The 24,112-nt window shown below is 44.3% G+C and carries 25 protein-coding genes; 9 read left to right on the top strand and 16 right to left on the bottom strand.

Annotation, left to right across the window (positions count from 1 at the left end; all coding sequences use genetic code 11):
* Positions 1-80 precede the first annotated feature (80 nt).
* Entirely contained in the window at positions 81-437 is a 357-nt protein-coding gene (locus E0Z06_RS05350) for a VanZ family protein (RefSeq protein WP_132582607.1), read from the top strand.
* A complete protein-coding gene (locus tag E0Z06_RS05345) occupies positions 404-1,327 on the top strand; it encodes a 2-dehydropantoate 2-reductase (protein WP_132582605.1) in 924 nt (307 codons plus the stop codon). The genes E0Z06_RS05350 and E0Z06_RS05345 overlap by 34 nt, the downstream gene beginning before the upstream one ends.
* Here the strand turns inward: E0Z06_RS05345 and thiI are convergent.
* From thiI to pomA, 3 genes are all read right to left on the bottom strand, one after another.
* Entirely contained in the window at positions 1,302-2,759 is a 1,458-nt protein-coding gene (gene thiI, locus E0Z06_RS05340; RefSeq protein ID WP_132582603.1) for a tRNA uracil 4-sulfurtransferase ThiI, read from the bottom strand. The two genes, E0Z06_RS05345 and thiI, sit on opposite strands and share 26 nt — an antisense overlap.
* 101 nt (positions 2,760-2,860) lie before the next feature.
* On the bottom strand, positions 2,861-3,814 hold the full coding sequence (locus E0Z06_RS05335) for a flagellar motor protein MotB (RefSeq protein WP_132582601.1): 954 nt from the start codon (positions 3,812-3,814) through the stop codon (positions 2,861-2,863).
* A 3-nt stretch (positions 3,815-3,817) separates the two neighbouring features.
* Complete coding sequence (pomA, locus tag E0Z06_RS05330) at positions 3,818-4,582, bottom strand: flagellar motor protein PomA (protein ID WP_132582599.1); 765 nt, start codon at positions 4,580-4,582, stop codon at positions 3,818-3,820.
* Between the two features lie 198 nt (positions 4,583-4,780).
* Between pomA and xseB the strand changes: the two genes are divergently transcribed.
* Genes xseB through dxs form a run of 3 tightly spaced genes read left to right on the top strand, consistent with a single transcriptional unit; the run spans position 4,781 to position 7,789 of the window.
* Entirely contained in the window at positions 4,781-5,026 is a 246-nt protein-coding gene (xseB, locus tag E0Z06_RS05325; protein ID WP_132582597.1) for an exodeoxyribonuclease VII small subunit, read from the top strand.
* A gap of 1 nt (position 5,027) precedes the next feature.
* Positions 5,028-5,915, top strand: a complete 888-nt coding sequence (gene ispA, locus E0Z06_RS05320; protein ID WP_132582595.1) for a (2E,6E)-farnesyl diphosphate synthase — start codon at positions 5,028-5,030, stop codon at positions 5,913-5,915.
* A gap of 14 nt (positions 5,916-5,929) precedes the next feature.
* Complete coding sequence (gene dxs / locus E0Z06_RS05315; protein ID WP_132582593.1) at positions 5,930-7,789, top strand: 1-deoxy-D-xylulose-5-phosphate synthase; 1,860 nt, start codon at positions 5,930-5,932, stop codon at positions 7,787-7,789.
* A 54-nt stretch (positions 7,790-7,843) separates the two neighbouring features.
* Here the strand turns inward: dxs and E0Z06_RS05310 are convergent, their stop codons facing one another.
* From E0Z06_RS05310 to glyA, 10 genes are all read right to left on the bottom strand, one after another.
* Positions 7,844-10,879, bottom strand: a complete 3,036-nt coding sequence (locus E0Z06_RS05310; RefSeq protein ID WP_132582591.1) for a ligand-binding sensor domain-containing diguanylate cyclase — start codon at positions 10,877-10,879, stop codon at positions 7,844-7,846.
* Positions 10,880-10,905: 26 nt separating this feature from the next.
* The gene (locus tag E0Z06_RS05305; protein ID WP_132582589.1) at positions 10,906-11,385 is read right to left on the bottom strand and encodes a phosphatidylglycerophosphatase A; all 480 of its coding nucleotides are present in this window, start codon (positions 11,383-11,385) and stop codon (positions 10,906-10,908) included.
* A complete protein-coding gene (gene thiL / locus E0Z06_RS05300; RefSeq protein ID WP_132582587.1) occupies positions 11,385-12,344 on the bottom strand; it encodes a thiamine-phosphate kinase in 960 nt (319 codons plus the stop codon). Before thiL ends, E0Z06_RS05305 begins: the two co-directional genes overlap by 1 nt.
* Before the next feature lie 33 nt (positions 12,345-12,377).
* Positions 12,378-12,791 (bottom strand): transcription antitermination factor NusB, encoded by a 414-nt coding sequence (gene nusB / locus E0Z06_RS05295; protein ID WP_132582585.1) that lies wholly within the window; start codon positions 12,789-12,791, stop codon positions 12,378-12,380.
* Between the two features lie 18 nt (positions 12,792-12,809).
* A complete protein-coding gene (ribE, locus tag E0Z06_RS05290) occupies positions 12,810-13,274 on the bottom strand; it encodes a 6,7-dimethyl-8-ribityllumazine synthase (RefSeq protein ID WP_132582583.1) in 465 nt (154 codons plus the stop codon).
* A 117-nt stretch (positions 13,275-13,391) separates the two neighbouring features.
* Positions 13,392-14,501 carry a bifunctional 3,4-dihydroxy-2-butanone-4-phosphate synthase/GTP cyclohydrolase II gene (gene ribBA / locus E0Z06_RS05285; protein WP_132582581.1) on the bottom strand — a complete coding sequence of 370 codons (1,110 nt, stop codon included), beginning with the start codon at positions 14,499-14,501 and terminating at the stop codon, positions 13,392-13,394.
* Positions 14,502-14,513: 12 nt separating this feature from the next.
* A complete protein-coding gene (locus E0Z06_RS05280) occupies positions 14,514-15,164 on the bottom strand; it encodes a riboflavin synthase (RefSeq protein ID WP_132582579.1) in 651 nt (216 codons plus the stop codon).
* A 21-nt stretch (positions 15,165-15,185) separates the two neighbouring features.
* Positions 15,186-16,304 (bottom strand): bifunctional diaminohydroxyphosphoribosylaminopyrimidine deaminase/5-amino-6-(5-phosphoribosylamino)uracil reductase RibD, encoded by a 1,119-nt coding sequence (gene ribD, locus E0Z06_RS05275; RefSeq protein ID WP_132582569.1) that lies wholly within the window; start codon positions 16,302-16,304, stop codon positions 15,186-15,188.
* A complete protein-coding gene (gene nrdR / locus E0Z06_RS05270; RefSeq protein ID WP_132582567.1) occupies positions 16,304-16,759 on the bottom strand; it encodes a transcriptional regulator NrdR in 456 nt (151 codons plus the stop codon). The genes ribD and nrdR overlap by 1 nt, the downstream gene beginning before the upstream one ends.
* A gap of 79 nt (positions 16,760-16,838) precedes the next feature.
* Positions 16,839-18,092, bottom strand: coding sequence for a serine hydroxymethyltransferase (gene glyA / locus E0Z06_RS05265; protein WP_132582565.1), 1,254 nt, complete (start codon positions 18,090-18,092; stop codon positions 16,839-16,841).
* A 256-nt stretch (positions 18,093-18,348) separates the two neighbouring features.
* Here glyA and dinB point away from each other — a divergent pair, with 256 nt between their 5' ends.
* The gene (gene dinB / locus E0Z06_RS05260) at positions 18,349-19,413 is read left to right on the top strand and encodes a DNA polymerase IV (RefSeq protein WP_207903148.1); all 1,065 of its coding nucleotides are present in this window, start codon (positions 18,349-18,351) and stop codon (positions 19,411-19,413) included.
* A 93-nt stretch (positions 19,414-19,506) separates the two neighbouring features.
* Here the strand turns inward: dinB and E0Z06_RS05255 are convergent, their stop codons facing one another.
* Both E0Z06_RS05255 and E0Z06_RS05250 read right to left on the bottom strand, forming a co-directional pair.
* The gene (locus tag E0Z06_RS05255) at positions 19,507-19,719 is read right to left on the bottom strand and encodes a cold-shock protein (protein WP_132582561.1); all 213 of its coding nucleotides are present in this window, start codon (positions 19,717-19,719) and stop codon (positions 19,507-19,509) included.
* Positions 19,720-19,987: 268 nt separating this feature from the next.
* The gene (locus E0Z06_RS05250) at positions 19,988-21,301 is read right to left on the bottom strand and encodes a DEAD/DEAH box helicase (protein WP_132582559.1); all 1,314 of its coding nucleotides are present in this window, start codon (positions 21,299-21,301) and stop codon (positions 19,988-19,990) included.
* Between the two features lie 146 nt (positions 21,302-21,447).
* Here E0Z06_RS05250 and E0Z06_RS05245 point away from each other — a divergent pair, with 146 nt between their 5' ends.
* Complete coding sequence (locus E0Z06_RS05245; protein ID WP_132582557.1) at positions 21,448-21,981, top strand: DUF2058 domain-containing protein; 534 nt, start codon at positions 21,448-21,450, stop codon at positions 21,979-21,981.
* 18 nt (positions 21,982-21,999) lie between these two features.
* Positions 22,000-22,518 (top strand): GNAT family N-acetyltransferase, encoded by a 519-nt coding sequence (locus E0Z06_RS05240; RefSeq protein ID WP_165907373.1) that lies wholly within the window; start codon positions 22,000-22,002, stop codon positions 22,516-22,518.
* Between the two features lie 13 nt (positions 22,519-22,531).
* Here E0Z06_RS05240 and E0Z06_RS05235 read toward each other — a convergent pair whose 3' ends face one another.
* Positions 22,532-23,272 carry a class I SAM-dependent methyltransferase gene (locus tag E0Z06_RS05235; RefSeq protein WP_132582553.1) on the bottom strand — a complete coding sequence of 247 codons (741 nt, stop codon included), beginning with the start codon at positions 23,270-23,272 and terminating at the stop codon, positions 22,532-22,534.
* Positions 23,273-23,311: 39 nt separating this feature from the next.
* Between E0Z06_RS05235 and gloB the strand changes: the two genes are divergently transcribed.
* Positions 23,312-24,079 (top strand): hydroxyacylglutathione hydrolase, encoded by a 768-nt coding sequence (gloB, locus tag E0Z06_RS05230; protein WP_132582551.1) that lies wholly within the window; start codon positions 23,312-23,314, stop codon positions 24,077-24,079.
* Positions 24,080-24,112 lie beyond the last annotated feature (33 nt).

Below are 24,112 nucleotides of genomic sequence, written 5' to 3'. Positions count from 1 at the left end.
ACTTAAGCCAGTCAGTCTACTAGAGATTATAACCACAAAACTGCTACAATCCGAGCGCCATATATGATCGAGGGTTAAGTGTGTCACAAAATATTTATCGCGGGCTATGCGTACTGTGTTTCTTGCTCGCTACTGCAAGCTTTTTAGCTGAATTGAACGGCCATCGTGTTATTGGCAGCTTTGCCCATATCGATAAGGTGGCGCATTTAGGTATTTTTGCCGTGTTGACAGGCTTGCTATGGAAAGGTTTTAGGCTAACGCCTGTTACCGCAATTATACTGCTAGGTGCATATGGCGGCGCTATTGAGCTGGTACAACATTACTTTACGCGTCGTAACGGCGATTGGCTCGATCTGCTGGCCGATGTTACTGGTGTCGTGTTGTTTTATGCGGTACGCAAATTATGGCACACAATTCGTCCGCGCAGCCGGCGCTAAGCTGGTGTGTTGTTGGCCAAGGCGCTATTGGTTTACTCGCCGCCAGCCAACTTAAGCTCGCCAAACAGCCAATAAAGTTATGGCTGCGGCAACCTGCCGCTATTGATATTACATTTAACCAGCACGCGTTGCATTTTCATTCAGCCATCGCACCACTTAACGCAGTATTAGTACCAGTAAAAAGCTATTCAGTAATTGATGCACTACACAGCTTACTGCCTGCGCTAAGCGCTGATGCTCAACTCGTGCTTAGCCACAATGGTATGGGTACTATAGAGCCCGCATTACAACTTCTGCTCCCCACCCAAGGCTTATGGTTTTTAACCACTACTCATGGTGCATTAAAACAAGGTAATAATGTGCGGCATACCGGACAGGGTGATAGCGTATTAGCACCGCTTAACGCAGCGGCAAAAGTGCAGTTACTCCAGGTACAACAGGCAATGAATATTGCACTTGGCCCACTTGCCGTAGTCGATAATATACAGCCGTTTTTATGGCAAAAATTAGCTATTAATGCGGTAATAAACCCGCTGAGTGCTCTACATAATTGTCGTAATGGTGCGTTAGCCGATAGTCGCTACCAACAACAAATTAATGCGATACTGCTTGAAGTTTGTCAGGTAGCAACGGCTTGCGGTTACCCATTAGATTTTGCCCAAACACAAGCTAACGTGCAGAGGGTTATTCACAACACCGCGCAAAACTTCTCTTCTATGCAGCAAGACATTGCCCATCAGCGGCGCAGTGAAATAGCAGCGATAAGCGGCTACATCGTGAAACAAGCGGCACAGCATAACATTGCCGTGCCGCATAATCGTCAACTGCTGCAACAAATAACTGCTTTACAGCACCTTAATGCTGTTACGGCCGATATACCGCTACGTTAGTAAAGCCTTGCTCTTGCAACACTAACGCTTGCAAACGGCTCATTACGCCGTGCTCACAGTAACAATAATATTGCTTGCTCTGATCAAGATTAACAAACTGCGATGCTAAACGGAAAAACGGTAGCTGCTCTACCTTATGGCTAGCAAGCCTAAAGGGCTTCGTGTCAGTTTCTTCAGGGCTACGAATATCAAGCACAATAGCGTCTGCTGGCAGTTCGGCGAGTTCAGAAACCACATGCGCTTGCTGATCAGCCTGATAATCTATGGTGCGAATATCTAGCACTTTGGCAGTTTGTACTACCTGATCTAACACCGAAAAATCAAAGTTTTGTTCTGTAGCCAATACTTCTGCTAATACCGCATTTACTGTCGGTTTTTTTGAAATTACGCCACAATATTCAGGCATACTTTTTGCGATATCTTCAGCACCTATTTTACGCGCCATATCAATGATTTCTTGCTTATCATGATAGATCAACGGGCGCAGAATTAAGGTTTCAGTAACACGATCAATTACACTTAAATTAGTAATGGTTTGGCTAGATACTTGGCCAATACTTTCGCCAGTAACAATGGCTTTAATACCTAAACTTTCAGCCACACCGCTGGCAGCACGCATCATCATCCGTTTAAGCACCACTCCCATTAAGCCGCTATCAATATTCTCTAAAATTTGTTCTACCACCGGCGCAAAATTTACGCTAACAAATTTCACTTTATGTGACAGGCTGTATTTTTGCCAAATTAAATGTGCCATTTCACGCACACCGGCCTCATGCGCGGCACCACCAAGATTAAAAAACAAATAATGGGTACGCAAACCTTTGCGGATCATCAAATAGCTGGCAACAGCAGAGTCGTAACCACCAGAAATAAGTGACAGTACGTCAGACTGAGATGGTAGCGGGAAGCCGCCCATTCCCTGATGTTGCTTACGCACCATAATTAGCCGATCTTTTCTGATCTCTAATGCAACGGTGACATCAGGTTTACTTAATTTTACGCGCGCTGAGCTAACCAACTGGTTTAAGCCACCACCGACATAGCGCTCTGCCTCTAAAGACGAAAACTCATGGCTACCTTCACGACGTATGCGTACACAGAACGTTTTATCGTGCAGCTGATCAGCATAAACTTCTGCAACCTGTTGATAAATATCATGCAGCGAGTTAAAGCTACTGGATTGCATCTCAGAAAAATGCACTATGCCTGGAATACAGCTTAAGCGGTCAATTAGCTGTTGTTTAAGCGCTGCATCGTCGCTAGGGCAGCGAACAGTTAAGTGGTCGAAGTTATTTTTTACTTCAGTATTATCATTAACACGCAATAAAATAGTGCGAATATTGCGCTCTAGTAGCAGGGTTTGGCGTTTGCGCACCGATTTGCTTTTTATCGCAATTTCCGGATGTAATTTGATTATAAATTCTATCATCTAACAGCAACACATTATCAGCAGAAAAAAAGTGGCGCAAATTATAGCTGATCTCTATTTAAAGACCTAATCTGCGCTACCTATTGATAAATAGTGAGCCACTAAGGCGTGCCTGGCTCTAAGCTAATGGGATCTGACTCTTTGGCTTTGCCCTGCATAATAGATATTTCTACCCTGCGGTTACGCCGCCGACCGAGTTCATCATCATTTGGCACTAAAGGCTTAGTATCAGCATGACCCACCACCACTAAACGGGTTTTATCAAAGCCATCAGCCTTCATCATTTCGGACGCCACTGACACCGCACGTTTTGCTGATAAGTCCCAGTTATTGGTATGTAGCTCGTCAGATACTTGAATATTGTCAGTATGCCCAGTAACGGTAATTTCACCAGGAACATCATTTAACAAACTACCAATACGCTGCACTATTGGCTTAAACCTTGGCTGTAAAAATGACGAGCCTGACGGAAATGAACCGTTCTCACGAATACGAATAATAATTTGCTGACCTAGTGATTCAAGCTCGATAGCGCCATCAATAATCTGTTTTTCTAGCTGCTCGGCGAGTTTTTTCACCATTTCATTAGTTTGCTCTTGCAAGGCTTCTGACTGTGCTTCAGCGGCTGAGGATTCGCCATCCATAATTTCTTCGGCATTACTTACCGATTTACCGCCGCTTAAATCTTCTCGTTGCTCTTGTCTGCCACCGGCCGAGTCCTCTTCACCGGCTTGAAACTCAATAACCTGCTGCGTAATTTCTATAGTTTGTTGCTGCAAGGTTTCGATGGGTGTCGGATCGGGCCTACCGGGGCGAAACTCCATCGCAATAACGCTGGTACCCTTGGGTATATCTTCTACTTCAATTTTATTTTGCACACCAAAAGCAAATTTCATTGAACCGGCAATTTGCTTAAACTTCATTACGTCCATTTCTGAAAACGCCAGCAATAGCACAAAGAAGCACATCAGCAATGCCATTAAATCAGCGAATGTACCCATGTAGGCCGGCAAGCCTGGCGGTGGGCATTTACAGTCTTCGGCATCATCACTCATAACTTACTCCGCCGCTGGTTCACGTTTACTTTGTGCTAAATAGTTGCGCAGTATACCTTCAATCACTTTCGGGTTTTGCCCGTCTTGTATGCCTAAAATAGCATCTAGAATTAACTGGTTATTCTGCTTTTCTTGCTGATTACGAATAGACAACTTATCCGCTATAGGTATAGCAACAACGTTTGCAATAAAAGCACCATACAACGTTGTTAATAAGGCTACCGCCATTGCTGGGCCGATTGCTTTAGGATCGTCCATATTAGATAACATGGCAACTAAGCCGATTAATGTGCCGATCATCCCCATCGCTGGTGCGATATCACCTAAACTTTTAAACAAGGCAATAGCCACTTCGTGACGTTTTTCGGTAAGATTAATATCTTTTAATAAGGTAGCCCGCACCACATCAGCATCGTGTCCGTCAACCAGCATGTTAATGCCTTTTTGCATAAAGCCATTAGGAATTTCAGCTTCTTCTAAGGCTAAAAACCCCCCTTTACGCGCGGAATCAGCCAGTTGTACCGCTTTTTCGATCAGCTCTTCTGGCGCTTCAATCTTAAACACAAAGGCTTTAGCCGCGGCTTTACCTGAAGCAAAAAACTGCGTTAGCGTAAATTTGGAAATAACCACAAAGATTGAGCCACCAAATACGATAAGCACTGACACGGTATCCATAAACATACCGACGTTGCCACTACTTCCTAATATCATCGCCATGATGATAAAACCAATTGCGCCCAACAATCCAACCAGAGTAGCTATATCCACTCTTATCTCCTTAACTAAAGCACTGCCAAAACGGTCATCTGTACGAGTTTATCTTAGACGATAGCTGTTTATCGACAGCAAGACACAATGATTGAGTATAAATTACATTAAATTATCTATTTAGCCTTTCACTTATGCTTTCTGATTGACCATAATAGCCTGCTAAGGTAACTTTGCGCACACTTTTGTGAGGGTGATATGAGTAAAAAAAAGGCTGACTTAAGCCAGTTTGAGCAAACCTTGGCTGAGCTGGAACAAATAGTACAACAACTTGAACAAGGCGAACTGTCTTTAGACCAATCGTTAGCCCAGTTTGAGCGGGGTATTACCCTTGCGCGCCACAGCCAACAATTATTACAGACGGCTGAACAAAAGGTACAAATTTTAATGCAACAACAGCAACAGGAAAGCTTGTTACCCTTTGAACCTGAACAAGGAAACTAGTGTGCATCCAGCTAATATTCCTGTTTATCAACAGCGCGTAGAGCAACATCTTCACCAGCTGTTAGCACAGCGAACGACAACCGACGCACGCTTACTTGAGGCTATGTCTTACAGCTTGTTGCTTGGCGGTAAACGGGTTAGGCCATTTTTAGTATACAGCTGTGGTACTATGCTTGGCGCGCAATTGTCTGACTTAGACGGCCCTGCTGCAGCACTTGAAGCGCTGCATAGCTATTCGCTTATCCATGATGATTTACCTGCTATGGATAACGACGATTTACGCAGAGGTAAACCTACTTGTCATAAAGCCTTTGATGACGCCACGGCAATTTTAGCCGGCGATGCTTTGCAAGCCCTCGCATTTGAAGTACTAAGCAGCCATACTTATCAGCAGGTAAGCCCCTCTGCTGTGCTAAACATGGTGCGATGCTTTGCTTCAGCATCAGGTTACAATGGTATGTGTGGCGGCCAAGCAATAGATTTAGCGCAAACTAATCACAGCACCAGCGTGGCGCAGTTAGAACGCATGCATCAGTTAAAAACCGGTGCATTAATAGAATGTGCGGTGCAGTTGGCTTGGCTATGTAGCCCAAACCCTAAGCAAGCCGATTTAGACGCCTTACTGCGCTTTGCTAGTGCATTAGGGCTAGCATTTCAGGTGCGGGATGATATTCTCGATATAGAAAGTGATACCGTCATTCTTGGCAAGCCGCAAGGCTCAGACACCAAGGCAAACAAATCAACTTATCCTGCTCTGTTGGGGCTGGATAATGCTAAAGCTAAAGCACAGCAATTATATGTAGATGCGCTGAGTGCTTTAGATAGCTTACCGTATAATACTGATGAGTTACGCGCTTTCGCGCAGTATATTATCGAACGCAGATTTTAATACAGGCAAGAATTATGGCGTTAGATCTTCACGATTACCCGTTGTTAGCCAAGGCTAATTTACCCGAGCAATTACGACAGCTACCGCAAGAAAAACTGCCGGCGCTAAGTAATGAGCTGCGTAGTTACCTGCTAAAAAGTGTTAGTCAAAGTAGCGGTCATTTCGCTTCGGGTTTAGGCACGGTTGAGCTAACCGTAGCATTACATTATGTGTATAACACGCCTTTTGATCGGGTGATCTGGGACGTAGGTCATCAGGCTTACCCGCACAAAATTTTAACCGGTCGTGCCGATCGCATGCACACTATCCGACAAAAAGATGGTTTACATCCCTTTCCGTTTCGTGAAGAAAGTGAATATGACATCTTGTCTGTGGGGCATTCTAGCACCTCAATTAGTGCGGCTTTGGGTATGGCTATCGCCGCGCAGCAAGCACGTAATAATCGTAAAGTCGTTGCTGTAATTGGTGATGGTGCAATTACCGCAGGTATGGCGTTTGAAGCGCTAAACCATGCTGGTGAAGTACGCCCAGATATGCTGGTTATTTTAAACGATAATGAAATGTCTATTTCTGAAAACGTTGGCGCACTAAACCAGTATTTTGCGCGAATTTTATCGGGTAGCTTTTATACCAGCTTACGCGAGGGCGGCAAAAAAATTCTACGTGGCGTGCCACCACTGCACGAGCTAGCAAGCCGCGCTGAAGAACATTTTAAAGGCATGGTGACACCAGGTACATTTTTTGAAGAGCTCGGTTTTAACTATATTGGCCCTATTGATGGTCACGATGTGGTCGGCTTGGTAAATACCATCCGCAATATGCGCAATTTAAAAGGACCACAGTTACTTCATATCGTTACCAAAAAGGGTAAAGGCTATGCACCTGCAGAAGCGGATCCTATTGGTTATCATGCGGTATCTAAATTCAACCCTGACGATACCAAACAACCAGAGAAAAAGGCCGGGTTACCTACGTTTTCAAATATCTTTGGCAGCTGGATTTGCGATATGGCAGCCCAAGACGAGCGCTTACAGGCAATTACGCCGGCCATGCGTGAAGGTTCTGATCTGGTACGCTTTTCTAAAACCTACCCTAAACGTTACTTCGACGTAGCTATTGCCGAACAGCACGCGGTAACGCTCGCTGCGGGTATGGCAATTGAGGGCTTAAAGCCGGTAGTAGCGATTTACTCCAGCTTTTTACAGCGCGGCTATGATCAGTTAATTCATGATATCGCGCTACAAAATTTAGATGTGCTGTTTGCCATTGACCGCGCAGGTGTAGTTGGTGCTGACGGGCCAACTCATCAAGGTTCTTTTGATCTCAGCTTTATGCGCTGTATTCCCAATATGGTTATTATGGCGCCATCTGACGAAAACGAGTGCCGGCAGATGCTATATAGCGGTTATCAATACCAGGGCCCTGCTGCGGTGCGCTATCCTCGAGGTTCGGCAACAGGCGTTGCTGCACAGCACGACATGCAACTACTGGCAATAGGTAAAGCTAGGCTAGTACGTAACGGCGAACGCATTGCCATACTCGCGTTTGGCCCGTTATTAAACGCCTGCAAACAGGCTGCAGAGCAGTTAAACACCACACTAGTAGATATGCGCTTTGTAAAACCACTTGATGAGGCGTTATTAACTGAGCTGGCTGCCAGCCATTCGTACTTTGTTACAGTAGAAGATAACGCCATTATGGGCGGTGCCGGCTCTGCGGTGAATGAATTTGTTGCAAAATTACAACTTAGCGTAAAATGTATAAACTTGGGTTTACCTGACCAGTTTATTAAACATGGTAGCCAAGAAGAAATTTATGCCGAACTTGGCCTAAATACCGAAGGTATTCTTAATAGTATTAATGCATTGCAATAATATTATTCAGGCTAAATAGTTTTGTTAATCCAGCCTGCAAAAATGCAGGCTGGATTAAAAATGAGTATTCTCAAGTTCAAAATGTGCTAAACCTGCGGCTAAAAGTCGCTCTATCTGTGCCTCAATGTGTGACGAATCTTCAAATTCAAACGCATCAACCTGTTGATCAAATTTAAGCGTGGCAACGCCATTTTTACCGGCATGCTTAACGTGATATAGCGCTATTTCGGCTAGTTGTAGCGATATTTCCCAGTTAATAAGTTGGCCACCTAATAGTTCTAATGGATAAACAGCGTAGCCTACTGAGCAAGTTAGCCGGGTGCGGTTACCATCAGGTAAATTGAATACGGCTTCACCCACTAGTTCGTTTAAACGATGACTAAATTGCGCTACCAAGTTGGTTTGAATATCTCGTAGCACTAAAATAAACTCTTCGCCAGCAAATCGCACGACGTAATCAGAGCCTCGTGTTTCACGAATAAGTAAACCGGCGACCTGCTGAATACAACTGTCACCAGCACTATTACCATATTGATCGTTAACCTGTTTAAAGTTATCTAAATCAAGGTGAACAAGCGCAATACATTTGCCCTGCGATTGCATAAACTCGCGGTTACGCTGAAAATGCTCAATATCTTTTGGTAACTGTTCAAACATAAATCGGCGATTACGCAAGCCGGTTAAACTGTCTTTATGTGTTTGCAAGGCTAGTTGTTCATTAAGCTCATTCAGTTGTAAATTACTGTTTTCTAACTCTTGTGTACGTTGTCGCACCAAACGCTCTAGTTGTTGTTGTTGGTTAATAGTATTGCGCCTTAACAGCCACAAAATACCGTATAGGCAAAATAATAACAAAATAAGCCATAAACCCCGATAAACAAGGGTTTCGTTAAACCGTTTAGGGATAACCAGCTCTAGCTCGGCAGACTTAGCGTGCAGCCATGGGCTATTATCAAAGCGAGTTTGCACTTGAAATACGAAACGGCCGGGGCTTAAATTGGTATAGACACCTTCGCGCCGCTGACCAACGTCGTGCCATTGCTGTTCAAAGCCTTTTAATCGATAACGAAACTGTAACGCAGCAGGTTTAATGTATTCTAACGCTGAGTACTTTACGCTTAAGCTACGGTCATCCAAATCCAGCACTAAACTGTTTTGTTGGCTTTCAACAATATAGTTACGTAAACCTTGAACGCCTTTAATCACCGGCTGTAAAACGTGCTCGGGTTTATCCTCTAGCTTCACTGGCACAGCCACTAAGCCTTTTAAGGTTGGATACCAGTACTGTTGCTGCCAGTGTGCAACCTTGGCCTGCCCTGCACCGTTACAGCAGCGACCTGGCACTGTGCCTAGTTGTCGATCATAAGGACCAAGAATTTCATCCGCCTCCACCGTCTGGCTAGCAAGTAGTGGTAATTGCGCTAGGTTTAAACGAAAGATACCTTTATTACTACTTACCCAAAGCATTTCGCTATCGGCATCATAGGCTAAGCTAACCACTGGGCTATGGGGTAAGCCATTCGCGGTGTGCCATTGCAGCCATTTTGTGCTGTTAGCTAACGCAACAAATATACCGTCATCTAAAGTAGCCGCAATTATGGTTGAGTCAGGCAAAATCAGTACAGCCGATATATAACTATTGTATAGCGCGGTGCCGACACCAAGCCGAGTCAGAGCTTGCGCCTGATATTGATATAGGCCTCGTGTTGTACCAAACACCACTTTTTGTTGCTGCTGTTGTAATGCAGTAATATGGCGTGATTCAAGCTCATTATTTAAAGCAAAGGGGAGTAGTGAGTTATTATTATAGTGAAACAATCCCATCACACCGCCAATCCATAAGCCATCAGCATTATCCGGTTGTAACACCCGAACGGTATATCCGGTTAAATTAGCAAACTGCGTGCTAAGTTCAGTTTTGCCACGTTGGTAACGCAGTACGCCATGATCTGTCGCCAACCACAGTTGCTGCGCGTTAGGCCAATAAACGTCGTGCACGGTAATAGCACCTAGCTGCGCCGAGTTAAGCAGTTCAGTGTAACTGCCATCAGCATTAAGTTCGCCTAATTCTGACTGGGCGGCAACCAATAACGTATTAGCTGGCGTAACACCTAAGCTGCGAATAACCGGATCAGTCTGGCTAGGCACCACACGGCGGATATGACCGACCGAGGCTCGGTAGATACCATCACTAAAACTACTCAACCAGATGTTTTTATCTTTATCTTCAAAAATATCGCTAAACCACGGGTAACTACCTAGTTCATCGCCATTTATATGTTGCCAGCTTTGGTTAGGGTGTCGATGAAATAGTTTGCGATGAGCTGAGATCCAGGTATTACCTAAGCTGTCATTTAGCAACTTATATACTGCGGTATTATTATGATCTGGCAGCTGGCAGCGTTTAACCTGCTCGGCCTCATCAATATGGTATAACCCTGCTTCACCAGCAATGTGTAAGGTGTTTTCCGACCAATACAGATCGTAGATAGGCGTTTGCATTAATTCAGCAGGTAGCGAATAACTTTGTACATTACCATCAAGATCTACACGAAATAGGCTTTCGGCACTGCTAGCCCAAATATGCTCGTTAACCAACTCTAGCTGACTAACTGATGCGCGTATTTGTTCAACCTTGCTCACTTTGCCATCTCGGATACGAAATAAATTATCTGCCGCCACCCAAATTTCACCCGGGCGGACTTCGATAATAGAAGACACTTCTGACAAGACCTGATAGCGATCAAACTTCAAGCTTATAGGGTCAAAACCTGACAAACCAGACTTAGTGCCCACCCACATATAGCCCGAGCTATCGCGAAATAATCGTGTTGTACCGTTGCTGGCTAATTGGTGATGGGTTTCTTTGGTGAAATGTTCAAACTGGGTGCCATCAAAACGATCTAGGCCATGTTGCGTTGCTAACCAGATATAGCCTTGACTGTCTTGGCTAATTGAGCGCACAGAATTACTGGCTAAGCCTTCGCTGCTGCCCCAGTGCTTAATATCAAAATCATAAACCGACTGTTGCTCAGCTGCCTGTGCGCGAACAAAGCAAACCAACAAAAGCAACAGTACGATGTTTTTCATTATAGCCTTCTATAATTGTCTATTGATTAATTTAGCGGCAAATAAGGTATTAATAGTTGCAACGCAACTAAAGCGGCAATACCCGCGGCTACATCATCGAGCATAATACCCAAACCACCATGCACCGATTTATCCAGCACACTAATAGGCCAAGGTTTTACAATATCAAATAGGCGAAATAAAACAAAACCGATTAATAGTGTTTGCCAGTGCAGTGGTGCCCAAAGCAACGTAATGCCATAACCAATAATTTCGTCCCAGACTATAGCACCATGATCATGCTCGCCAACATCGCGTGCCGTTTGACCACATACATATACGCCCAGCACGCTGCCTATTAATACAAAAGCTAATAAATAAGCATTACCCGCCCACAACAACAAGGCGACAAGTGGCACCGCAACCAACGTACCAAAAGTACCAGGTGCTTTGGGCGATAAACCACTACCAAAGCCCAACGCCAGAAACTGGTACCACTTTTTTAAATTAAATTGCAGTTTGCTCATCAGAAATGAATAAAACCTGAGTGCACATAGTTAAAGGGCTGCTCGGCTTGTTTTAGCTCGAGCTTACCGGCTACGCCAGTAATACGGCCAATGCAGGTAATGGCTATACCATAAGGTGAAAGCAGTACATCAAGCGAACCCCGCTTTGCTTCTGGCACAGTAAAGAGTAATTCGTAGTCTTCACCACCGGACAACGCCAACTGCATTGCGGTCGCATTATCACAACTATCTTTTACCGCTTGCGATAAAGGCAGGCGCGACACATCAATACTGGCCCCCACGCCTGAACGTTTTAAAATGTGCTGAATATCGCTATATAAGCCATCTGATAAGTCCATTGCACTGCTAGCAATATTGCGCAGCGCTTGGCCTAGCGCCACTCTTGCTGATGGAAAATGAAAGCGTTGTAGAATATGAGTTTGGTGTTTTTTACTTACTTCATGCAAACCTTGGCACAGCTTCAAACCTAGTGCTGCATCGCCTAAAGTGCCGGTAACATAAATATAGTCACCCACTTTAGCGCCGCTGCGGGTAATAGCTTTGCCTCGCGGCACTATGCCTTTGGCAACCATGGTTAGGCTCATTGGCCCACGTGTCGTGTCACCACCAACTAGCTGACAATTATAATACTCAGCCGTTTCATGCAAGCCCGCCGCAAAAGCACTGAGCCACGTTTCATCTACCGATGGCAAGGTTATCGCCAGTGATAACCAAGCGGGCTCTGCACCCATAGCGGCGATATCACTAACATTGACCGCAACTAATTTGTGGCCAAGCGCTCGAGGGTCAGCATCAGGAAAAAAATGTGTGCCGGCAACCATGGTATCGGTAGTTATAACCAGATCACAACCATCCCGCACTTGTAACACTGCGGCATCATCACCCACACCAATACCGGTATCATGGCGCTTAGCACCACAATTAGAGAAATAGCGGGAAATGAGTTCGAATTCATCCATAAAATTAAGAAGCCGACAAATGTCGGCTCTCCTTTAGCTTGGACGCAGTACGCGTACTGCTTTATCAAGGATGCCGTTAACGAATTTATGACTATCGTCGGCGGCAAAAGCCTTTGCCAATTCAATAGCTTCGTTAATGACTACCTTATAAGGAACGTCTAGCCGATATTTCAACTCATACGCAGAAACACGTAAAATTGCCTTTTCAACAAAATCAATTTCATCAAATGGCCGATCTAAATAGGGCTTTAACGCCTCGTCCAAGGTAGCGTGGTTTTTTACCACACCACGGACTAAATCTTGAAAATAACCAACATCAACATGCTTAACGTTAGTTTCGAGCAGCAATTGTTGCTCAATATCTGCAATCGGGTTATGGCTAATATGCCAGCTATAAATTCCCTGCACTGCAAGAGACCGTGACTGACGACGGGCATTAGGTTTCATTTTCTGTGTCTCTTCTTGTTACAGCTTGGTTAGCAGGTTTACCATTTCCAGCGTTGACATAGCCGCTTCACAGCCTTTATTGCCTGCTTTAGTGCCAGCTCGCTCAATAGCTTGCTCAATACTGTCTACGGTCAATACGCCAAAGGCTACCGGAATATCGTACTGCATCATCACTTGAGCAATACCTTTAGTACACTCGCCTGATACATATTCAAAGTGTGGTGTGCCACCACGTATTACTGCGCCAAGGGCAATAATACCATCATATTTTTTACTAGCAGCAACACGCTGCACTGCTAACGGCAGCTCAAATGCACCAGGTACACGAATGATAGTAATATCTTGCTCTGCTACATTACCAATACGCTGTAAGGTATCGGTTGCGCCGCTTAATAAACTCTCAACAATAAAGCTGTTAAACCGCGCTACTACTAACGCAAATTTCTTACCGTTGGCAGAAAAACCCGCTTCTATTACCTGCATAAGTCGCCCTTACAATCTGACCGCTTAAAATTAGCGGTGCATAATAGCACAACACTCACTAAACCGGCATAGTGTTTATAGCACCAACACCGGCTTAATTTCGTTATTAATTTGTCTTTATTCGCTAACGTAATCGACAACTTCTAAACCGAAACCTGATAACGCATGATACTTTTTCGGCTGGCTAAGTAAGCGCATTTTTTTCACGCCTAAGCTGGCTAAAATTTGTGAACCTACGCCAACATTACGTGATGTGCCTACCCAAGGTGCTGTGCGTGGTTTCTCGCCTTTATCTTCAGCTTCAAAACCTTGTACTGTGCGAACCAGAGCGTCTGAACTTTCGTGCTTACCCAATAACACTAATACACCACCGTCTTGGGCAATACGCGCCATAGCAGTATGTAGCGAAAAACTGCGGTTAGCAGCTCGGTTTGCCATTAGCAAGTCGCTAAAAGTGTCATGCAAATGTACTCTAACTAAAGTTGGTTCATCCGCTTTTATCTCGCCTTTTACCAGCGCGAAATGAATTTGGTTATCAATGGTGTCTTTAAAGGTTACTAATTCAAAATCGCCAACCTCAGTTGGTAATTGACAGCGTGCTACCTGTTCAATGGTGGTTTCGTTAAGGTTTCGGTATTCAATTAAATCAGCAATGGTGCCTATTTTAACACCGTGTTTTTTAGCGAAAATTTCTAAATCAGGTCGACGTGCCATAGTGCCGTCGTCGTTTAAAATTTCAACAATAACCGCTGCGGGTTCTAAACCAGCCAACCGTGCCAGATCACAGCCTGCTTCAGTGTGGCCTGCACGCACTAATACACCACCATCTTGCGCCATCAACGGAAAAATATGCCCTGGCTGCACAATATCACTTGGTCTGGCATCACGCGCCACTGCAGCTTTAACGGTGCGAGCACGGTCTGCGGCAGAAATACCAGTAGTTACGCCCTCGGCCGCTTCAATTGATAAGGTAAAATTAGTTGAAAACGGTGATTTATTTGCATCTACCATTAAGGGTAATGCCAGCTGAGCACAACGCTTTTTAGTGAGCGTTAAACAAATTAAACCACGGCCATGAGTGGCCATAAAATTGATTGCCTCTGGCGTAACATACTCTGCCGCCATGACCAGATCGCCTTCGTTTTCGCGATCTTCGTCGTCCATCAGTATCACCATTTTGCCCTGACGCATATCTTCGATTATTTCAGCAGGAGTATTCAGTTGCATAACAAACCTTATTTATAAGAAACCGCGCTGTGACAGCAGCGCCATATTGACACCCGCTGTTGTATTAGCAGTATCTTTATTGAGTAAACGTTCAAGATAACGGGCAATTAAATCCACTTCTAAGTGAACCTTAGCCCCGACTTTTAATTGTGAAATTGTTGTTTGTGCGGCAGTGTGCGGCACTATGGTTAACCTTAACGCATCGGCTGTTAGCTCATTTACCGTTAGGCTTATGCCATCGATAGTAATCGAGCCTTTGCTGGCAACATAGTGCGCTAGTGCTTTGGGCAACGCCAACCAAAGATGCTTGGCCCTACCACTCGTTTCCATGCGGGTAACATAACTTACGCCGTCAACATGCCCACTTACCATATGGCCACCCATTCGCGTGGTAGGTAACATGGCTTTTTCTAAGTTGATAAGCTGACCAAGTTGATACTGACCAAATAACGTGTGTGCCAACGTTTCCGATGAAACGTCAGCGGAGAAACTTGCGGCGCCAAGCTGAGTTACCGTTAAACATACGCCGTTACTGGCAATACTGTCGCCGAGCTTCACATCAGAAAAATCTAATTCCGTACTACTAATAGTAATGCTGATATCGCCACCGCGTTGTACAACAGCACTTAACTTGCCTGTGGCTTCAATAATACCTGTAAACATAATCTCTCGTGGCGTAGTGGCTTAAGTTAATTTGGCTGTAAGGCGAATATCCTGCCCCACCATACGTATATCAGTCCAGCTCAGTTCAGGCACCTGTGACAGTGCGGTAAATTCTGGTAGCACTGCTAGTGGCTGTGCTGTATTACCTAGCAGCTTAGGCGCAATATACACAATCAGCTCGTCGACTAAGTTAAGCTGCAGTAAAGTGCCAGCCAAGGTGGCACCGGCTTCAACCCATAGGTTATTTATACCCTCATGTACCGCTAGATGCGTTAGCAACAAACCTAAGTCAAACTGAGCTTGGTTGTTTAACTGGCAATGAATTTGTCTAGCTATATTGGGTAATTGTCGATCGTTTTCAAGTTTGCTTACGCATAACAGCACTTCACCACCATCGGTAAATAGGGCTTGTTTATGGTCCAATATACCGTTACGGTCCAAAATAACCCGTTTCGGCTGACGCAGTGTGCCATCTTTTAAGTGCGTAACGTCTTGCAGTAGCTGCTCTTTGCGTAGTGTCAATCGGGCATTATCGGCCATTACTGTGGTGGCAGTGGATAACACCGCGCAGCTTTTCGCCCGGTAATGTTGCACGTCGGCACGCGCCGCTTCGCCAGTTAACCATTTACTATCACCATTAGCCAACGCGGTGCGCCCATCTAAACTGGCCGCTAGCTTTAGCTGCACATAAGGCCGGTTGCGCTCCATTCGACTTAAAAACCCAGGGTTAAGCGCCCGAGCTTGAGTTTCAAGTAAGCCAACCTCTACCTTGATACCAGCTGCGCGCAACATGGCTATGCCTTTACCTGCAACACTGGGGTTAGGATCAGTCATAGCAACTATAACCTGTGCGACACCGGCGTCGATAAGCGCCTGAGCACAAGGTGGCGTTTTACCATAGTGACTACAGGGTTCTAGCGTAACATAACAGGTTGCGCCCTTTGCCGCCGCACCGGCCTGCTGTAACGCAAACACTTCGGCATGCGCCCCGCCCGCTTGCTGATGATAGCCCCGCCCAATTACTTGCCCTTTTTTCACCACTAACGCACCCACATTTGGGTTGGGCGTAGTGGTGTAACAACCGCGCTCGGCTAGCTGAATAGCTTCGGCCATAAACGTATAATCGGCGCAGCTAAACATCAGGATTTTTCGCCTAAACGGGCTATTTCCTCACCAAACTCGCGAATATCTTTAAATGAACGATACACCGAGGCAAAGCGAACATAGGCAACCTTATCAACTTTTACCAGTTCATCCATTATCAGGTTGCCCAGATAATGACTACCGACTTCGCGCTCGCCGGTAGCCCGCAGTAATGACTTGATTTTTTGAATTAATAGCTCTATTTGCTCAGTAGACACCGGACGTTTTTCTAACGAGCGCAATAAACCACTGCGTAACTTATCTTCATTAAACGGCTCTCTTGAACCATCACGCTTTATAATGCGTGGCATCACCAACTCGGCCGCTTCAAAGGTAGTAAAACGTTCATGGCAAGCTAGACATTCACGCCTACGCCGCACTTGGTGCCCGTCAGCGACTAAACGTGAATCTATAACCTTGGTGTCATCTGCATTACAAAACGGACAATACATAAAACATCTCGCTAAGACGTTTAAAACGTCAGATAAAAAAATGGCCGCAATAGCGGCCATGATAACACTTAATTAGTGCTTAAGCATAAACTGGGAAACGACTGCATAGCTCAGTAACTTTACCACGTACAGTGTCAATTACCGCAGCATCACCACGGCTATCTAACACGTCACAAATTAAGTTAGCAACAGCGCGTGCTTCGGCTTCATTAAAGCCACGGCGTGTAATAGCCGGTGTACCAATACGTAAACCAGAGGTCACAAACGGTGAACGCGGATCATTTGGTACAGAGTTTTTGTTTACCGTAATATGCGCTTGACCTAACCATGCATCCGCTTCTTTACCGGTGATCTCTTTATCAATCAAGTCCATTAAGAACAGGTGATTTTTAGTACCGCCAGAAACAATTTTATAGCCGCGCGCAATCATGGCATCACACATAGCAACTGCATTTTTTAACACTTGCTGCTGGTATACTTTAAATTCTGGCTGTAACGCCTCTTTAAAAGCAACAGCCTTAGCAGCAATAACGTGCATTAACGGGCCACCTTGGCAACCTGGGAATACCGCTGAATTTAGCTTTTTCTCAATTTCTTCATTTTTACGCGCTAAAATTAAACCGCCACGTGGGCCAGCTAAGGTTTTGTGCGTGGTAGTAGTTACAACGTCAGCAATAGGTACTGGATTCGGGTATAAACCCGCGGCTACCAATCCGGCAACGTGAGCCATATCAACAAATAAATAGGCGCCAACTTTATCGGCGATATCACGAAACCGCTGCCAATCAACAATACCTGAATAGGCAGAGAAACCAGCAATAATCATTTTAGGCTTGTGCTCAATCGCTAACGCTTCGGCTTGATCATAATCAATAACGCCAGTTTCAGGATGTAAACCATACTGCACTGCGTGGTATAACTTACCTGACGAGCTAACATGTGAGCCATGCGTTAAATGGCCGCCGTGGGCTAAGCTCATACCCAAAATAGTATCGCCCGCATTTAACAGCGCTAAAAATACCGCGGCATTAGCTTGTGAGCCAGCGTGTGGTTGCACGTTAGCATAATCAGCACTAAATAGCTCTTTCGCCCGAGCAATGGCTAAGTCTTCAGCAACGTCAACATACTCACAACCACCGTAGTAACGCTTATGTGGGTAACCTTCAGCGTATTTATTGGTTAACTGTGAACCTTGCGCCTGCAATACACGCGGGCTGGCATAGTTTTCTGACGCGATAAGCTCAATATGTGCTTCCTGACGGTTCGTTTCATCTGTTATGGCTTGCCATAATTCGGGATCAAAATCGGCAATATTCATATCACGCTTTAACATGCTTTCTCCTGGCGCGGCTTTCACGCATCGTTTTAATTAATATAATGTTGGTAAATCAAAACTGGCTGGTAAAAATTGGCGCCATTCTAACGCTAATTTAAAATTTATGCATTAAGATTTCAGACATCTAAATAGCTAAAGCACAAAAATTCAGCATTACCTGAGTAAAAGAAACGATAACTCGCCTTTGCAACAATAAACAAAATGCTGTATATAATAACAGTTAATAATTATGAATTATGCTTTGGGTTGCTCGGTGCGAAAAATCATACATATAGATATGGACTGTTTTTTTGCCGCAGTAGAAATGCGCGATAACCCTATACTGCGGCATATTCCTATAGCTATTGGCGGTGCCAGACAAAGCCGTGGCGTTATTTCAACCTGTAACTATCCTGCGCGTGCCTTTGGTGTGCGCTCAGCAATGCCAACCGGTCAAGCGTTAAAACTCTGCCCACATCTTACCTTGCTAAATGGCAACATGGAAAAATACCGCATTGCCAGCAGGCAAATTCAAGCAATTTTTGCCCGCTATAGCGACCATGTTGAGCCACTATCACTTGATGAAGCTTATCTTGATGTGACTGATTGCTCGTTATTTCAGGGCAGTGCAACACTGATTGCCCAAGATATTCGCCGGAGTATATTGCGTGAAACAGGATTAACCGCTTCTGCGGGCGTTGCACCGAACAAATTTTTAGCCAAAATTGCTAGTGATGAAAATAAACCTGATGGCTTGTTTGTAATTACACCCGCTAAGGTTGATGATTTTGTTAAAACACTACCACTGCGCCGTTTACCAGGCGTAGGTGCAAAAACCGCAGAGCGGTTAAGTCAGTTAGGGCTACATTATTGCTCTGACATCAGCAGCGCACCTTTACCCTTGCTGGTAAAAAATTTTGGCGGTTTAGCGGATAGTTTAATAAAGCGCAGCCAGGGTATTGATGAGCGGCTGGTTTGTAACCGAGAACAGCGAAAATCACTGGGTGTTGAGCAAACACTAGAGCACGACTTACTAAGCTATAACGATTGTGTTAGCGCATTAACTCAATTACTGCCCAAGCTACAACAACGGCTAGAACACTACAGCAACACACCGGCTGGGCGCACCACGCCAATGCAAAAAGTAGGTGTTAAATTAAAATTTAGTGACTTTCGTCAAACTACCGTAGAAAAACAAGGCCAGCCACTGCAGCTAGACCACTTATTACCGCTACTTGATGAAGCATGGCAGCGTCGCGAGCAACAAGGCGTAAGGTTAGTAGGCTTACAAATAGGCTTTAAAACAACCACAGCACAGCAGCTAACATTGGCTTTTTAAAACCGGACGTTTAACACCAAATATTTGTAGATTTACTCACCTTCAGATAACAGAAAACCGGCTTTAGCCGGTTTTATACAAGCTGGGCCGAAATTAATCGATAGGAGTTACGTTCTCAGCTTGCGGGCCTTTTTGGCCTTCAGTTACTTCAAAAGTAACTTTCTGACCTTCAACTAAAGTTTTACGGCCGGTACCGTTAATAGAGCGAAAATGAACAAAAACGTCCTTGCCGCCTTCACGTTCTAAAAAACCATAACCTTTTTCTTCGTTGAACCACTTAACTGAACCGGAAATTAACTGTGACATAACACTCTCTTACATTAACTAATTTTGCCAGCGAGCTGGCGACTTAAATATTACCGGCCATAGTAGCTGACAAGTACCTATTTTCACCCTCATTATCAAGTAAGCCTAATAAGGGGTCAATAAGCTTGTTCAGTACCTAGAACACAATGTTCTTTCTAGCCGGATCAGCAACCTAAACAATATTGCTAATTACCCTGTTGTTAAACTCGCGACTAACAACGTATTTAGTGTAGCAGTAATAATGTTGGAAATTTAACCAACGCAACATTTATTTTTGTTTGCGCCGAATTGGTGCTGAACCATCATCGCCGCCTTCAAAGAATACCGGTTTAGACGCAGCGATTTTTTCCGATTTTTGTTTTGGTTTTACCTTAGCCTTTATGGCTTTTTTAGTCGTGGTCGGTTTTACTGCTGCAGTTTGTGATTTAGGCTTACCATCAAACTTCGCTTCTAAACCGGCAATAACACTGTAACTGGTTGGTTGGCGTAAAAAAGCTTCAATCCGCTCTAGTGCTGCAATATCTTTAGGCCCAACCAAAGAAATAGCTTGCCCTTTAGCACCAGCACGCCCCGTACGGCCAATACGATGCACATACTCTTCAGCATGCTTGGGTAAGTCAAAGTTAATAACATGCGATACTTGCAGTAAATCTAAGCCTCGAGAGGCTAAATCGGTGGTAACCAGCACCTTATGTTTACCCGTGGCGAAGGCTTGCATTACAGTATTACGACCACTTTGTGATAGCTTGCCGCTAAGGCCTACTGCAGTTTTACCTAGTTGTTCGCATAGCTGAGCTAGGCGTTCGGCATCTTCTCGCGTTGCGGTAAAAATAATCAATTGATTAATATCGTCTTGCTGCAAAAAGTGCTTTAGTAAGGCTTCTTTATGGGTTAGGTGATCAGCTAAATAAAAGTTCTGGCTAATATCTTGATGCGGCTGATGCCCTGCACCCACGGCTAACCGAAATGGCGTTTTCAATAACGCTAACGCTAACTCATCTACTTCAGCATGATCTAGGGTCGCCGAAAACAACAACGTTTGGCGCAAACGATGGTCAGCGGCTTTATTAATCACCGTTAACTGTGTCATAAAGCCTAAATCTAACATTCGGTCGGCTTCATCAAGGATCAGCATTTCTAAACCATTAATAAATACTGATTTATGCTCAAGATGGTCAACAAAACGTCCTGGCGTCGCAACAATGATATTTGGCTGACGCTTCAGTATTTTTTCTTGATCGTTAAAGTTTTCGCCACCAACAATCAATGCGGAGGTTAGCGGTGTATTAGAAACAAATAAACGCAACTGCGCATATACCTGCTTAGCAAGCTCGCGGGTTGGCGCAAGGATCAGCGCTCTAGCATCTCGTTTTGACAAGGCTCGGCTTTTTAACAAGCGCTGCATCATTGGCAATAAATAGGCCAGTGTTTTGCCTGAACCGGTTTGTGAAGATACAATTAAATCTCGCCCTACCATCACAGCAGGTATGGCTTCTCGTTGTATTTCTGTAGGCTTATCAAACCCAAGGTGCTGCACTGAACGCATCAAGCGCGGATCAAGCGATAAATCATTAAATGGCAAAGTGAACCTCTTAAACCCTAAATTACCGCTATATGATAACCGATGCTGACAAATTGAGTTAGTTTGATTTATTAACTCAGCATATTTGCGCTACTATAGGCTTATTATATTAAGTGTATAAATAGCCTAAACGAGTGCAATAAATTATGAGTAACGCCCTAAAAGAACAGCTATTAAAAGCCGGTTTAGCTGATGCTAAAAAACTAAAAGCCGTTAAAAAGGCTAAGCACCAAGAAAAAGTACAAGCGGGTAAAAAACACACCGTGGTAAATGAAGCCAGTGTCTTAGCCGAGCAAAAACGCCAACAGCAAATTGAGCGCGATCGACAGTTAAACATAGAAAAGCAAGCTCTGGTGCAGCAAAAAGCCATTGCAGCTCAAGTTAAGCAACTTATTGGCAATAACACCATTCGAGCGCAAGGTGACGTCGCTTATAATTTTACTGATGGTAAAGTCGTAAAGCGTTTATACGTCAGCGCAAAGCAGCACGATGAATTAAGCCGTGGTTTACTCGCCATAGCGAAGCAAGATGAGCAATATTACTTAGTGCCAGCTGCGGTAGCAGAAAAAATAACGCAGCGCCAAAGTGATAGCATTATTGTACTTAATGCTAAGCAACAACAATTAGATGAAAATGATCCTTACGCTGATTTTAAAATTCCGGATGATTTAATGTGGTAGATGCGTAAGGAGCACCATATGGCTTTACAGTTGGTATTAGCGAACATTAGCGAGATGCTACAGTTGCGTGGTTGGTTTAACAGCGCCGCGCAACAGCAAAGCTGGGGCGGCGACGATTTTGACTACCCGTGCACAGAACAGCATTTTTTAGAATTATTATGTCGCTCTGGCACAACAGGTTACAGCCTGCTAACTGAAGATCATCAACAACTGATTGGTTTTGGCCAGCTTTGTGACCGTTTTGGCTGTCACCATCTTGCGCGTTTAACCATTTTACCGACATGTCGTGGCCAAGGTTTAGCAAAAATACTAATTAACGAGCTAATTATCGAAGCGTTACAACAGCAACGTCGCGATATTTCGCTATATGTGCATCGACATAACGACATTGCATTAACCTGCTACAAAAGTATTGGTTTTCGTACTTCATCACCCCCAGAACCGATAAACAACAGAGTATATTTTATGCGTCTGCCGTTTGAGCAAGCGTTAACTCTGGCAAATACCTACTTGGCATCTAGCAGCGAAAATGCGTAATTACACCGTACAACTAAATATTATTACTACGCTCTCTAGCGCTAACGCCTTTAACTTGTTGTGAAAATCCGGTATTTAACTGCCATTTAGGTTTAATTGGCGTAAGGGGTAACTCGCGTTTGCGGGCAACAATAATATAACTGCTGGCAAAATAATTTAGATAGCGTTCTAACCATTGCTGCACCGCATTGTCTCGATATTCTTTGCCTAACATTGTCGAGCAAAAAAATCGTTTTTCTGATAACACTTCAAAGCCAACCAGATGCAACCAGTCTTTTACCCGAGAGGTACTAAAAAATCGCCCTTGCCAAGGATAGCGTTGTTGCAGTGCAGGCCAATACCGCAGTATACCTACTACACTAAAAGGATTAATTCCGGTTAGCAATAAATAGCCATCTGAACGCAACACGCGGTAGGCTTCACGCACTACATGATGTGGATCAGCAGTAAACTCTAAATTATGACTTAGCAATACGGCATCTATGCTATTACAACTAAAGGGTAAAGCATCAGCATCGGCTTGTAACATTAAGTTAGCACCAAAACGACCTACGTTAATGTGCTGGCTAATCTTGCAACCTGAGGTGTCAATTTCAGCGCTTAAATCGCCGATTTTAAGTAAATAGTAACCAAAAATACGTTCCCACCAAGGTTGCAATTGCACAGAAATAGCCTGTGACAAAGCATCACCTTGATTGAATTCCCACCAACCTGATGGAATTGTGCGGTCTTTTTCGCTTAACGCCGGTTTCATGCTAAATTAGGTTCCAAATAGATTAACGTAGTTTGCACTATGTATCAGGTTACACCTATACCCGCTTTTGATGATAACTATATTTGGGCTTTATCTGCGCCAGATAGCCCTAATTGCCTCGTTGTTGACCCAGGTTGCGCCGATAGCGTAATGCACTATTTAACAAGCCATAAGCTACAGTTACATACCATCCTAATAACTCACCACCATAAAGACCATACAGCAGGTATTAATACATTACGAAAACGGTTCCCGACAGTAAATGTTATTGGCCCTACAGCCGAACAACAGCGTATTTCTGGCTTAACACAAACAGTAACTGACGGTGATAGCGTTATTTTGTCTGCGTTTGACCTTAGCTTTAAGGTAATCAGCCTGCCCGGCCATACTCTTGGCCATATTGCTTTTTATTCAGCGCCGGTTCTGTTTTGCGGTGATACCTTATTTAGCGCAGGTTGTGGCAGATTATTTGAAGGTAGCCCAAAGCAAATGTGGCAATCGCTGCAAAAGCTTAAAGATTTACCCGACGATACGCAGATTTACTGCACCCACGAATACACTCTAGCCAATATTAAATTTGCGTTATACGCTGAGCCAAACAATTCGGCCTTAGTCGAATATGCAGCTCATTGTGCTAGTTTACGCCAGCAAAATTTACCAACGTTACCATCATCGCTTGCTACTGAAAAAGCGATTAATCCCTTTTTACGCTGTGATAACAAAACGTTACAGGAAAAATGGCAGCAAGATTCTGCTTTAGGCTTATTTACAGCGTTAAGGGCAGCAAAAGATCAGTTTAAAAGCTGACTTGCAATCGAGTGATGAATAGGTAACATTCTT

Source organism: Rheinheimera sp. D18 (assembly GCF_004345025.1).
Classification (GTDB): Bacteria; Pseudomonadota; Gammaproteobacteria; order Enterobacterales; family Alteromonadaceae; genus Alishewanella; species Alishewanella metallidurans.
This window is presented reverse-complemented; position numbering and strand designations above follow the sequence as displayed.